This window comes from Actinacidiphila glaucinigra, from assembly GCF_900188405.1.
GTDB lineage: Bacteria > Actinomycetota > Actinomycetes > Streptomycetales > Streptomycetaceae > Actinacidiphila > Actinacidiphila glaucinigra.
Genome location: NZ_FZOF01000002.1, coordinates 91774 through 105018, shown reverse-complemented (window position 1 = coordinate 105018; position 13245 = coordinate 91774). Strand labels below are relative to the sequence as shown.

Annotated in this window: 13 protein-coding genes; all 13 read left to right on the top strand. The window is 72.4% G+C overall.

The genetic code is table 11. The annotated features are described in order from the left end of the window. Positions 1–209: 209 nt before the first annotated feature. Positions 210–947 (top strand): hypothetical protein, encoded by a 738-nt coding sequence (locus CHF15_RS04410; RefSeq protein WP_089222283.1) that lies wholly within the window; start codon positions 210–212, stop codon positions 945–947. Between the two features lie 176 nt (positions 948–1123). Further along, positions 1124–2044, top strand: coding sequence for a GmrSD restriction endonuclease domain-containing protein (locus CHF15_RS04405; protein WP_410169618.1), 921 nt, complete (start codon positions 1124–1126; stop codon positions 2042–2044). A gap of 130 nt (positions 2045–2174) precedes the next feature. Beyond that, positions 2175–2816 carry a SurA N-terminal domain-containing protein gene (locus CHF15_RS04400; RefSeq protein WP_089222281.1) on the top strand — a complete coding sequence of 214 codons (642 nt, stop codon included), beginning with the start codon at positions 2175–2177 and terminating at the stop codon, positions 2814–2816. 97 nt (positions 2817–2913) lie between these two features. Beyond that, complete coding sequence (locus CHF15_RS04395; RefSeq protein WP_089222280.1) at positions 2914–3894, top strand: nucleoside triphosphate pyrophosphohydrolase; 981 nt, start codon at positions 2914–2916, stop codon at positions 3892–3894. 66 nt (positions 3895–3960) lie between these two features. After that, a complete protein-coding gene (locus CHF15_RS04390; RefSeq protein ID WP_089222279.1) occupies positions 3961–4506 on the top strand; it encodes a DUF6479 family protein in 546 nt (181 codons plus the stop codon). A gap of 190 nt (positions 4507–4696) precedes the next feature. Further along, a complete protein-coding gene (locus CHF15_RS04385; protein WP_089222278.1) occupies positions 4697–5398 on the top strand; it encodes an endonuclease V in 702 nt (233 codons plus the stop codon). Further along, positions 5391–6656, top strand: a complete 1266-nt coding sequence (locus CHF15_RS04380; RefSeq protein WP_245938660.1) for a cytochrome P450 family protein — start codon at positions 5391–5393, stop codon at positions 6654–6656. The genes CHF15_RS04385 and CHF15_RS04380 overlap by 8 nt, the downstream gene beginning before the upstream one ends. Positions 6657–6772: 116 nt before the next feature. Continuing rightward, a complete protein-coding gene (locus CHF15_RS04375) occupies positions 6773–7780 on the top strand; it encodes a transglycosylase family protein (RefSeq protein ID WP_089222276.1) in 1008 nt (335 codons plus the stop codon). Between the two features lie 182 nt (positions 7781–7962). Further along, positions 7963–9243 carry a phosphopyruvate hydratase gene (gene eno / locus CHF15_RS04370; protein ID WP_089222275.1) on the top strand — a complete coding sequence of 427 codons (1281 nt, stop codon included), beginning with the start codon at positions 7963–7965 and terminating at the stop codon, positions 9241–9243. Between the two features lie 88 nt (positions 9244–9331). Continuing rightward, entirely contained in the window at positions 9332–9832 is a 501-nt protein-coding gene (locus CHF15_RS04365; protein WP_089222274.1) for an FtsB family cell division protein, read from the top strand. Between the two features lie 29 nt (positions 9833–9861). Next, entirely contained in the window at positions 9862–10407 is a 546-nt protein-coding gene (locus tag CHF15_RS04360; RefSeq protein ID WP_089222273.1) for a DUF501 domain-containing protein, read from the top strand. Continuing rightward, complete coding sequence (locus CHF15_RS04355) at positions 10404–11345, top strand: Ppx/GppA phosphatase family protein (RefSeq protein WP_089222272.1); 942 nt, start codon at positions 10404–10406, stop codon at positions 11343–11345. The genes CHF15_RS04360 and CHF15_RS04355 overlap by 4 nt, the downstream gene beginning before the upstream one ends. Before the next feature lie 375 nt (positions 11346–11720). Further along, positions 11721–13088 (top strand): NAD(P)/FAD-dependent oxidoreductase, encoded by a 1368-nt coding sequence (locus CHF15_RS04350; protein ID WP_089222271.1) that lies wholly within the window; start codon positions 11721–11723, stop codon positions 13086–13088. Positions 13089–13245: the final 157 nt, after the last annotated feature.

Sequence of the window (13245 nt, the reverse complement as noted above, 5' to 3'; positions counted from 1 at the left end):
CTTCCCGCGCGGGGTACGGCTGTGGCCACGAGCATACCGGTGAACGCGAGATCCGAGGCTTCACGCCGTGAATCCATGTGAATCGAAATCTCATGTTGACTCGGTTCACAGCTCATGCTGTGATTGACCCATCGGTTCACGGAGTCCCTCGGCGTTCCGCCGGCCCGCAACCGTCATCCACACGCTGTCCACCAAGGGGGACGACCCACATGACCACCTCTCGCCGCGCGCTCACGGCCCTCGGCTGCTCCGCCGCCGCCCTCACCATGGCCGCCTGCGGCCCGCTCGGCGGCACGGCGGCACCGGCCTCCACCGCCCTCGCCGACCAGCCGGTCGCCACGATCGGCAAGAAGTCCCTGGCCGCCATGAAGTCCGCTGCGACGATGACCGTCGCCCTCGACGGCGTCACCGACGGCGAGCCGATGAAGTTCCGTATGACGATGGGCAGGACCGGCGACTGCGAGGGCGAGGTCACCGCCGAGGGCGGCACCATGCAGCTCGTCAAGGCGGGCCCCTCGCTCTACATGAAGGGCGACGACGCCTTCTGGAAGGCACAGGGCTCCGACGGTGCCGCGCTGAAGGACCTTCTCGCCGGCCGGTGGATGAAGACCAAGGCCGACGCGCCGGACAACAAGGACCTCGTCGAAACCTGCGACCTCGACGCGTTCCTCGCCGAACTGGAGAAGGACTCGGACGGCGACCTCGGCGGGAAGAAGGGCAAGCCCGTCACCGTCGACGGCACGCCCGCCGTGCCGATCACCAGCAAGGACGGCGCCGAGACCACCACCGCCTACGTGGCGACCGAGGGCAGGCCGTATGTGCTGAAGGTGGTCGTCAAGGGCGGCAAGGAGCCCGGCACCCTGCTCTTCTCCGACTTCGACGAGCCGGCGGAGGTCACCGCCCCGGCGGCCAAGGACATCCTCGACGTCGACAAGCTGGCCGGCTGAGGCCGCCGGCTGCTTTCCCCGGTCTTGGCCCCGGCCCCGGCCCCGACCCCGGCGCACGCCGCGCCGGGGCCGTCGGCTTCCCTCCCGCCGGGCCGTCACCGGGCGCCGTACGCCCCACGGTTCGGCCACCGGACGCCCCCTGCCGGGCCGTACGCCCCACCCCCTAGAGTGCCAAGGTGCTTACAACCAGGGCGGGAACGGCAGCGGCGGCCGTCGCCGTGCTGCTCGGCGCGGGTCTGGCCGGCTGCACCGGCGAGGGCCTCGGCAGCGGCACGGGCAGCGGCGCCGGGAGCGACGGGCCGAAGGGCAGCGCGCTCAAGGCGGTGGGCGACCTGGCGGTGAAGGGCAGAGCCCCCAAGACGGGCTATGCGCGGGACGAGTTCGGCGCGGCCTGGGCGGACACCGACCACAACGGCTGCGGCACCCGCGACGACATACTCCGCCGCGACCTCACCGGCACCTCCTTCCGCGCCGACCGGGGCGGGGACTGCGTGGTCGTCTCGGGCACCCTCGCCGACCCGTACACCGGCAGGCGGATCGACTTCACGCGCGGCCGCAGCACGGTCGACATCGACCACGTCGTGGCGCTCAGCGACGCCTGGCAGAAGGGCGCCAAGTACTGGTCCCGCGACAAGCGCAGGCAGATCGCCAACGACCCGCTCAACCTCCTCGCCGTCGACGGGCCGACCAACCGCGGCAAGGGCGACGGCGACGCGGCGACCTGGCTGCCGCCGGACAAGGCCTTCCGCTGCCCGTACGTGGCGCGCCAGGTCGCGGTGAAGAAGAAGTACGGGCTGTGGGTCACCGAGGCCGAGAAGGCCGCCATGGTGAAGGTGCTCGACACCTGCCCCGACGAGCCCCTGCCGGACGCCGGCAAGCCGGTGGCGTCCGGCGGCGGCCCGGATTCCGGCGGCCCGGATTCCGGCGGTGAGGACGGCGGCGGAGACGGCAAGGAGGGCACCGCCCCCGCGCCGGATGCCACGTACGCGAACTGCGCCGCGGCCCGCGAGGCGGGCGCCGCCCCGCTGCACCGCGGCGACCCCGGTTACTCGCGTTCGCTGGACCGCGACGGCGACGGTGTCGCCTGCGACACCTGAGGTGCCGCGGATCGTTTGCGCAGTGTGTTGTGCAGAGTGCTGGATATCCCGGCGCCCCGCTCAATATCCTCGATCACTGCATCACTGCCAGGTCGTGCACCGTCGCTCGATCCCTTGCCGGGAGGCAAAAATGCTCCGCCGCAGGACTGCGCTCTCCGTCACCGCCGCCGCAGCCGTGCTGCTCGCAGCGCCACTGCTGACGTCCTGCGGCACACCGCACGCGGGTGCCGCGGCCGTCGTGGGCGGCGAGCAGATCACCGTGGAGGCGGTCCAGGCGAAGGTCGCCGCCGTGCGTGACGCACAGGAGAAGACCCCGCAGGCCGCCCAGCTCATCGAGGCCAGCAGCGATCTGCAGCGCAACGTCGTGCACCGGCTGGTGCAGAACGAGGTGATCGAGCGGGCGGCCGAGGACATCGGCGTCTCCGTCAGCCGGCGCGAGCTGCAGAAGGCCCGGACGGACAGCGAGCAGCAGGCCGGCGGCAAGGAGGCCCTGGAGGCCCAGCTGCTGCAGACCTACGCGATGGTGCCCGCCGACATCGACGAGAGCATCCGCACCGACCTGCTGATGCAGAAGGTCGCCACCCACTACGGCGCCGACGTGCAGACCCCCGAGGGCCAGACGGCGCTGATCAAGGTACTGCGGGACACGTCGAAGAGCCTCCGCATCGACGTCAACCCGCGCTACGGCAAGTGGAACTCCGACAAGCTCGACCTGGACGCCACCAAGGACCCGTGGCTGTCCGAGGTCAGCCGCCGTTCCGCACAGGCCTGAGCCGGCCCGGGCCAGGCCCGGGACGCGGCGTGGCCGGGGCCGGGTCCGATCGCGGGCCCGGCCCCGGTGCCGTTCCGCGGCGAGGTAGTTTCGTCGGGTGGACCACTCCGATGACTCCGCCCTCCCGGGCCGCCTGGTACTGCTGACCACCACCCACCGGATCGCCCCCGGCCTGCTCTCCTGGCCCGCCTGGGAGCTGCTGCGCGCCGCCGACCTGGTCGTCTGCCCCGACCCGGGGAATCCGCAGCTGCCGTACCTGCGCGAGGCCGGGGTCGCCGTCGAGCCGTCCGCGCCCACCGGGCGGGAGCTGGTCGACCTCACCGGGGGCGGGCGCACGGTGGTCTACCTGGCCGGCGGCGAGGGCGACCGCGCCGTCACCGACGAACTCTCCCGGCTCGGCGGCTCCGGCCGGGTCCACATGCCGGACCTGGAGCTGCTGCCCGGCTCCTACGACCTGCCGGGCGCGCGGCTGCTGGACCTGGTGCAGGTGATGGACCGGATCCGCCGCGAGTGCCCCTGGAGCAGCGTCCGTACCACCGAGGAACTGGTGAAGTACGGCATCGAGGAGGTCTACGAGCTCGCCGAGGCCGCCGAGGAGGGCGACCGGGAGGCCCTGCGCGAGGAGCTCGGCGACGTGCTGCTGCAGGTCGTCTTCCACGCGCGGATCGCGCAGGACGACCCGGAGGAGCCGTTCTCGATCGACGACGTCGCCGCCACCATCGTGGACAAGCTGATCCACCGGCACCCGCACGTCTTCGGCGACGCCGTCGCCGAGACGGCTGAGGACGTCCGCGAGCACTGGCTGCGCACCAAGGCGGAGGAGAAGCGGCGCGGCTCGGTCACCGAGGGCATCCCCCTCGGCCAGCCCGCGCTCGCCCTCGCCGCCAAGCTCGGCTCCCGGGCCCGTCAGGCGGGCCTGTCCGTGGCCGAGCCGGACCAGGACGCCGCCGACACCGGTGACCGCCTGCTGGCGCTCGCGCTCGCCGCCCAGGCGGCCGGCATCGACCCGGAGTCCGCCCTGCGCGCCGCCGCGCGCCGCTACCGGGACGCGATCCTGGAGGCCGAGAAGACGGGCTGACCTGCCGCGGAACATCTCCTTCCGCTGGTGTGCGTCAGCCTGGGGCACAGCGGGTAAATGGGACGTATGCGAGCACTGGAACAGATCCAGCTGGCCGTGCCGCACGACTACATCGTCGGCATCGCGCCGTTGGTAGTGGGCATCTTCCTGGTCGGGATCCTGGTCGGCGCCGTGTCGATCGGGATGTGGGCCCGCGGCAAGGAACCGCCCCCCGAGCAGAAACCGCAGCCCCGTGGCGGGGCGTGGCACACCCGCCAGGAGTACGGCCGGGAGACCCCGGCCGACCACGGGCCCGGCCACCAGGACGGCGAGCGGCACACGCTCACCGAATGGCGGGAGCCGGACGAATGGCCCCAGGACGGCATCCGGCGCCTCCCGCACTCCCTCAAGGGCTTCGGCAACTGGGGCTCCCACGGAGTGAGCAGCCCGGAGGGCGGCACCCGAAGTCCCGGCACGGGCGGCCCCGGCGCCCGGAGCCCCGAAAGCGGCGCCCGCAGCCCCGAGGGCACCCGCCGTCCGGCGGGCGCCGCGGGCGGGGCGGGCGGGGTCCCCAGAGGCGCGCCGACCCGTTCCGGGCCGGGCCAGGAGGAGAGCGGCAAGGAAGAGCACTGACCGCGCGGCGGCCGGCCCGGGCCGGCCGCCGCCCGCAGGCGGCCCTGAGGCCGTGTCGTCACGTGCCCCCCCAGCCTTCGGCCGGGGGGACCTGTCGAATCGTCCGAGCGGCCCGCCACGAGGCACCTGGGGGCACCTCCCAGCGTCGGACGGGGGAGTTCACGTGGCGGCACGCCCTACGCTGCAGGCCATGCGCATCGACGTACCGCACGCCTGGCCGCGCGACGAGGCGGAGGCCCTGGCCCTGCAGGACCGGCTGCGCCCGCTGGCGGACCACCACGGCCCCGGCCCGCAGCGCCCGCGCTACGTGGCCGGGCTGGACGTCGCCTACGGCGGCGGTCACGGTGCCGAGGGCGACACCGTCGCCGCCGCCGTCGTCGTGCTCGACACCGCGACGCTGGCCCCGGTCGAGCAGGTCACGGCCACCGCCCGGGCCGCGTTCCCGTACGTGCCCGGGCTCTTCGCCTTCCGCGAACTGCCCGTGCTGATCGAGGCGCTGGAGAAGCTCTCCGTCACCCCTGACCTGCTGCTCTGCGACGGCCAGGGTCTGGCGCACCCGCGCCGCTTCGGGCTCGCCTGCCATCTGGGGGTGGTCACCGGCCTGCCGGCCGCGGGGGTGGCGAAGACGCCGTTCGTCGGCACCTGGGACCCGGCCGCCCTCGGTGACGCCCGGGGATCGAGCGCGCCGCTGGTGGACGCGGGGGAGACGGTGGGCCGGGTGCTGCGGACCCAGACCGGGGTGAAGCCGGTCTACGTCTCGACCGGCCACGGCGTCGACCTGGACACCGCCTGCCGTCATGTGCTCGCCCTCGCCCCCGCCTACCGCCTCCCGGAGACGACCAGGCTCGCCGACCGGCTCAGCCGCGACCGGCTAACGTCATGGGGTGCATGACAGTGTGACCCCCGACCCCGGCATCCCGGCCGCCCCCGAGCTGTTCACCTGGCAGTTCGCGACCGATCCGTACCCCGCGTACGCCTGGCTGCGCGAGCACTCCCCGGTGCACCGCACGACCCTGCCCAGCGGGGTGGAGGCCTGGCTGGTCACCCGGTACGCGGACGCCAAGCAGGCGCTGGCCGACGCGCGGCTCAGCAAGAACCCCGTCCACCACTCCGAACACGCCCACGCCAAGGGGAAGGTGGGGATTCCGGGTGAGCGCAGCGCCGACCTCATGACGCACCTGCTCAACATCGATCCGCCCGACCACACCCGGCTGCGGCGGCTGGTCTCCAAGGCCTTCACCCCGCGCCGGGTGGCCGGGTTCGCGCCGCGGGTGCAGGAGCTCACCGACCGGCTGATCGACGGTTTCGCCGGCAAGGGCGAGGCGGATCTCATCCATGAGTTCGCGTTCCCGCTGCCGATCTACGCCATCTGCGACCTGCTGGGCGTCCCAGCCGAGGACCAGGACGACTTCCGGGACTGGGCGGGCATGATGATCCGGCACGGCGGCGGGCCGCGCGGGGGAGTGGCCCGCTCGGTGAAGAAGATGCGCGCCTACCTGCTGGAACTGATCCACCGCAAGCGCTCGGAACTCGGCGACGACCTGATCTCGGGGTTGATCCGGGCCAGCGACCACGGTGAGCACCTCACCGAGAACGAGGCCGCCGCGATGGCCTTCATCCTGCTCTTCGCGGGCTTCGAGACGACCGTCAACCTCATCGGCAACGGCACCTACACGCTGCTGCGCCACCCCGAGCAGCGGCGGCGGCTGCAGGACTCCCTCGCCCGCGGCGAGCACGAGCTGCTGGGCACCGCCGTCGAGGAACTGCTGCGCTACGACGGCCCGGTGGAGCTGGCGACCTGGCGCTTCGCCACCGAACCGCTCACCGTCGGCGGGCAGTCCGTCGCCACCGGCGACCCGGTGCTCGTCGTCCTGGCGGCGGCCGACCGTGATCCGGCCCGCTTCGCCGACCCGGACGCCCTCGATCTCACGCGCCGCGACAACCAGCACCTCGGCTACGGTCACGGCATCCACTACTGCCTTGGCGCGCCGCTCGCGAGGCTCGAGGCACAGGCCGCGCTGGCGACGCTGCTGACCCGGCTGCCGGACCTCCAACTGGCGGCGGAACCAGCTGAGTTGAGGTGGCGCGGCGGCCTGATCATGCGCGGTCTGCGCACCCTGCCCGTCGCGTTCACGCCGGAAAGTGACTGACGTGACGTCAGAACGTGATCTTGGCGTGATCCGTGAGACATCGACTTGTGATGCATGGGCCAAGGCGGCTACGGTCTGGCGCCATCGCAGTATTCGAATGTGAAAGGCGATGGCGCATGCTGAAGTCCGGGAACGGCCGACACCGCAAGCCGCGTCAGGCCCCGACCGCAATGGTCGCGGTAGCGGCGACCGGGGCGGGCCTCACGCTCCCCCTCTTCGCAGCGAGCGGCGCCAGCGCCGCCGACGCCAACAGCACCTGGAACGCCGTCGCCATGTGCGAGAGCGGCGGTCTGTGGAGCTCGAACACCGGCAACGGGTTCTTCGGCGGTCTGCAGATCACCGAGGAGACCTGGCAGCAGTACGGCGGCGAGCAGTACGCCGAGCGTCCTGACCTCGCCAGCCGCAACGAGCAGATATCCGTGGCCGAGAAGATCCTGGCCGAGCTCGGCCCGGACGCCTGGTCCGGCTGCGCCGACTCCTCGGGGCTCACCGACGCCCTCGACGACCTGCTGCACGGCGGCCACGGCCACGACGACCAGGGATCGGGCGACTCCACCGGCACCGGCACCGGCGACGAGGACACCGACGACGGCGCCACCTCCGGCGACGACTCCACCGGCACCACCACCCCGGGCACCGGCGACGACACCGCCGCCACCCCGGACGCCGACCCGACCACGGGCCCCGACGCGTCCGCGACCCCCTCCGCCGGCGACAAGGGCGAGGGCAAGGGCACCGGCAAGCACCGCAAGCCGGAGGCCGGCACCGCCACCGACGGCCCCGCCACCGGGGACACCACGGGTGCCGCCGGGACCTTCGAGCACGGCCCCAGCGGACTGCCGGCCCACTTCGTGGAGGGCGAGGCGGCCTGGGGCGTCATCCCGCTCTCCACCGACACGCGCGCGGAGACCAGGAAGGCCGACACCGGCCGGGACAACGACGCGAGCGCCAAGAGCACCACCGGCAAGCGCTACCTGGTGCAGGAGGGCGACTCGCTCTGCGAGATCGCGATGGAGCAGGACGTGGCGGGCGGCTGGCGCGGCCTGTACGACGCCAACCGCGACGTCATCGGCGACGACCCGAACGCGATCAGCCCCGGTTCGTACCTGGACCTCGGCCGCTGAGCCGCCCGCGCGCCGCCGGGCCGGGTGTCCACCCGCGCCCGGCGGACGAGGGCTGACATCGGGCTGAACTTTCTCCTCCGTTCCGAGCACGGGCGTGTCCATCCCCCGAGCGTGCCCGGCCGGGGCTTTTCGGGTCGGTTAGGCTCATGCCGAAACGAAGAGACATCCAGAAGGAGACTCACGTGCCGTCCATCGACGTCGTCGTAGCCCGGGAAATCCTCGACTCGCGAGGCAACCCCACCGTCGAGGTCGAGGTCGGCCTCGACGACGGCAGCACGGGCCGTGCAGCCGTCCCCTCCGGTGCTTCCACCGGTGCGTTCGAGGCCCTCGAGCTCCGTGACGGCGACAAGAGCCGTTACCTGGGCAAGGGCGTGGAGAAGGCCGTGCTGGCCGTCATCGAGCAGATCGGCCCCGAGCTGGTCGGCTACGACGCGACCGAGCAGCGGCTGATCGACCAGGCGATGTTCGACCTGGACGCCACCCCGGACAAGTCCTCGCTCGGCGCCAACGCCATCCTCGGCGTCTCGCTGGCCGTGGCCCACGCCGCCTCCGAGGCCTCCGACCTGCCGCTCTTCCGCTACCTGGGCGGCCCGAACGCCCACGTGCTGCCGGTCCCGATGATGAACATCCTGAACGGCGGCTCGCACGCCGACTCCAACGTGGACATCCAGGAGTTCATGATCGCGCCCGTGGGCGCGGAGTCCTTCTCCGAGGCCCTGCGCTGGGGCGCCGAGGTCTACCACACCCTCAAGGGGGTCCTGAAGGAGCGCGGCCTGTCCACCGGCCTCGGCGACGAGGGCGGCTTCGCCCCGAACCTGCCGAGCAACCGCGACGCCCTCGACCTGATCGTCGAGGCCATCAAGAAGGCCGGCTACCAGCCCGGCCAGGACATCGCGCTCGCGCTCGACGTGGCCGCCTCCGAGTTCTACAAGGACGGCGGGTACTCCTTCGAGGGCAAGTCCCTGTCGGCGGCCGAGATGACCGCGTACTACGCCGAGCTGGTCGCGGCGTACCCGCTGGTCTCCATCGAGGACCCGCTGAACGAGGAGGACTGGGACGGCTGGAAGACGATCACCGAGGAGCTCGGTGACAAGGTCCAGTTGGTCGGCGACGACCTGTTCGTCACCAACCCCGAGCGGCTGCAGCGCGGCATCGACAGCGGCACCGCCAACGCGCTGCTGGTCAAGGTCAACCAGATCGGCTCCCTGACCGAGACCCTCGACGCGGTCGAGCTGGCCCAGCGCAACGGCTACAAGTGCATGATGTCGCACCGCTCCGGCGAGACCGAGGACGTCACCATCGCCGACCTCGCCGTCGCCACCAACTGCGGCCAGATCAAGACCGGCGCCCCCGCGCGCAGCGAGCGCGTCGCCAAGTACAACCAGCTGCTGCGCATCGAGGAGATCCTCGACGACGCCGCGGTGTACGCCGGCCGCTCCGCGTTCCCCCGCTTCAAGGGCTGAGACCGGCCGTCCGGTGCCGCCCGCCGCGCCCGCGGCGGGCGGCACCGTGCGCAGGCAAGGGCCACCCGAACCCCCACCGGAGGTGCACGTGCCGGATCGCTTCTCCACCGCGACGCGCATCCGTGCCCTCGGGGCACAGGCGCAGGCCCGCGTCTACCGCGCGGCCGGCCGCCCTCGGCCCTCGCTGCCCCGCGGCCGCAACCGGCTGACCGGCCGGGCCGCGCTGCTGGCGCTGGTCGTCTGCGCCCTGGTCGTGGCCCTGGCCTACCCCATGCGCCAGTACGTCGCGCAGCGCTCGCAGATCGCCGACCAGCGCAAGCAGGCCGAGCAGGCGCGCAAGCGGGTGGACGAGCTGCGCGAGGAGAAGGCCCGCTGGCAGGACCCGGAGTACGTCAAGGCGCAGGCCCGGGCCCGGCTGCACTACGTACTGCCGGGCGAGACGGCGTATACGGTGGTGGAGCCCAGCGGGGCCGCGGCCCCCGAGGACTCCGGCGCCCGCCACAGCGACAGCGCCGCCCGCCGCCCCTGGTACGCCAACCTGTGGGACGGCGTCGACCACGCGGACGCCGCCGCAGCAGCACACCGTTGACGCCAGCCCCGAAAGAGACACGCCCAGGCATGGAAAAGCCCCCGCCGCAGACCGAGCACGCCCCGCCCACCGAGGCGGACATCGCCGCCTTCAAGGAGCAGCTCGGCCGACCGCCGCGCGGCCTGCGGGCCATCGCGCACCGCTGCCCCTGCGGCAACCCCGACGTGGTGGAGACGGCGCCGCGCCTGGAGGATGGGACTCCGTTCCCGACGCTGTACTACCTGACCTGCCCGCGCGCCGCCTCGGCGATCGGCACCCTCGAGGCCGAGGGCGTCATGAAGGAGATGACGGCCCGACTCGCCGAGGACGAGGAACTGGCCGCCGCCTACCGCGCCGCGCACGAGGACTACATCGCCCGCCGGGACGCCATCGAGGTCCTGGAGGGCTTCCCCAGCGCCGGCGGCATGCCGGACCGGGTCAAGTGCCTGCACGTCCTGGTCGGCCACTCCCTCGCGGCCGGGCCCGGGGTGAACCCGCTGGGCGACGAGACGATCGCGATGCTGCCCGAGTGGTGGCGCAAGGGCCCGTGCGTGAGCCCCTGCGGCGGTGCCGGGCAGCAGGAGGACGGCGAGTGACCCGGGTCGCCGCCGTCGACTGCGGCACCAACTCCATCCGCCTGCTCGTCGCGGACGCGGACCCCGCGACCGGCGAGATCAAGGACCTGGACCGCCGGATGACCATCGTCCGGCTCGGACAGGACGTGGACCGTACCGGCCGGCTCGCCCCCGAGGCCCTGGAGCGCACCTTCGCGGCCTGCCGTGAGTACGCGGGCGTGATCGGGGAGCTGGGCGCGCGCGAGGTCCGGTTCGTGGCGACCTCCGCCTCCCGCGACGCCGCCAACCGCGACGACTTCGTGCGCGGGGTGGTGGACATCCTCGGCGTCGAGCCCGAGGTGATCACCGGCGACCAGGAGGCGGAGTTCTCCTTCACCGGGGCCACCAAGGAGCTGACCGGGCGGACGGACCTCGAACGCCCCTTCCTGGTCGTGGACATCGGCGGCGGCTCCACGGAGTTCGTCGTCGGGGACGACCGCGTCAGGGCCGCGCGTTCGGTCGACGTCGGCTGCGTGCGGATGACCGAGCGGCACCTGGTCCACGACGGCGTGGTCACCGACCCGCCGACCGCCCGTCAGATCGCCGCCATGACGCGGGACATCGACGCCGCCCTCGACCTCGCGGAGCAGACCGTCCCGCTGCGCGAGGCCCGCACCCTCGTCGGGCTGGCCGGTTCCGTCACCACGGTCGCCGCGATCGCGCTGGACCTGCCCGAGTACGACTGGGCCGCCATCCACCACTCCCGCATCCCGGTCGCGACGGTGCGCGAGATCAGCGCCCGCCTGCTGGCCGCCACCCACGCCGAGCGCGCCGCGATCCCGGTGATGCACCCGGGACGGGTCGACGTGATCGGCGCCGGGGCCCTGGTGCTGCTGCGGATCATGGAGCGTACGGGCGCCCGGGAGGTCGTGGTCTCGGAGCACGACATCCTCGACGGGATCGCCTGGAGCATTGCCTGAGCATCGCCTGAGCAGGGCCTTTTCCATCTGAGCGGGCCTTCGGGGCGGGCGTGACACGCCCGCCCCGAAAAGTTCGTGAATTTCTTCACATGAAAGTTCCCGCCGGACGGCCCAACTTCCCGGGGCCGGGGCACACCGGACCCCCCAAAGCCCTTGGTGCACCGGTGTTTCGGCTGTGTTGCGGGGAGGTGGCGGGGTACCCCCGGATGCCGATCGCCGCTGGTCGGAGGGGGCGCTCAACGCCCGCAGGGCGCCGCGGGTTCCCGCCGGGTGCTGTGGCCCTGATCACGAAGCGGCGCAGTGTAGCAGAGGGCACCGCAAACCTTGTGAAGGGGCTCACGAGGTACCCCCTCGGGCGTGGTGAATACTCGAAGCATGAGCACCACGGAGCGTCCCAGGATCCTCGTAGTAGGCGGAGGGTACGTCGGCCTGTACGCGGCGCGGCGCATCCTCAAGAAGATGCGTTACGCGGAAGCGACGGTCACCGTCGTCGACCCGCGCTCGTACATGACGTACCAGCCTTTCCTGCCGGAAGCCGCCGCCGGCAGCATCTCCCCCCGCCACGTCGTGGTGCCGCTGCGCCGCGTGCTCCCCAAGGCGGAGGTCCTCACCGGCCGGGTCACCACCATCGACCAGGACCGCAAGGTCGCGGTCGTCGAGCCGCTGGTGGGCGAGACCTACGAACTGCCCTTCGACTACCTGGTGATCGCGCTCGGCGCCGTCTCCCGCACCTTCCCGATTCCGGGTCTCGCGGAGCACGGCATCGGCATGAAGGGTGTCGAGGAGGCCATCGGCCTGCGCAACCACGTGCTGGAGCAGCTCGACAAGGCCGACTCCACCACCGACGAGGACGTCCGCCGCAAGGCGCTCACCTTCGTCTTCGTCGGCGGCGGCTTCGCCGGCGCCGAGACGATCGGCGAGGTCGAGGACATGGCCCGCGACGCGGCCAAGTACTACAACAACGTCAAGCGCGAGGACATGCGCTTCATCCTCGTCGACGCCGCCGACAAGATCCTCCCCGAGGTCGGTCCCGAGCTGGGCACCTGGGGTCTGGAGCACCTGCGCGAGCGCGGCATCGAGGTCTACCTCAGCACCTCCATGACCTCCTGCGTCGACAAGCACGTGGTACTCGCCAACGGCCTGGAGGTCGACGCCTCCACGATCGTGTGGACCGCGGGCGTCAAGCCCAACCCGGCGCTCGCCAAGTACGGCCTCCCGCTCGGCCCGCGCGGCCACGTGGACACCGCCGCGACGCTCCAGGTCCAGGGCACGGACTACATCTGGTCCGCCGGCGACAACGCCCAGGTCCCCGACCTGGCCTCCGGCCCCGGCGCCTGGTGCCCGCCGAACGCCCAGCACGCGCTGCGCCAGGCCAAGGTGCTCGGCGACAACGTGGTGTCGGGCATGCGCGGCTTCCCGCAGAAGCCGTACAAGCACGCCAACAAGGGTGCCGTCGCCGGCCTCGGCCTGCACAAGGGCGTCGCCCTGGTCCGCTTCGGCAAGATGAAGCTGAAGTTCAAGGGCCGCCTGGCCTGGTACATGCACCGTGGCTACCACGGCATGGCGGTCCCGACCTTCAACCGCAAGATCCGCGTCCTCGCGGACTGGACGCTGGCGGTCTTCCTCAAGCGCGAGGTCGTCTCGCTCGGCGCCATCGAGAACCCCCGCGAGGAGTTCTACGAGGCCGCCAAGCCGGTTCCGGCCGCGGCGGCCACCGCCGAGGCCGTCAAGGCCAAGGCCTGATCAGGTAGCAGTACGGCCGAAGGGCGTCCGCCATCCGTGGGGCGGGCGCCCTTCGTCGTGCCCGTGTCCCTGGCCCCGGGGCACAGGACATGAGATGGGTAGAGGTAAAGAAGCGGTAGTGCGGGAATGTCGGTGTATCCCGCATCCGTTTCCCAGC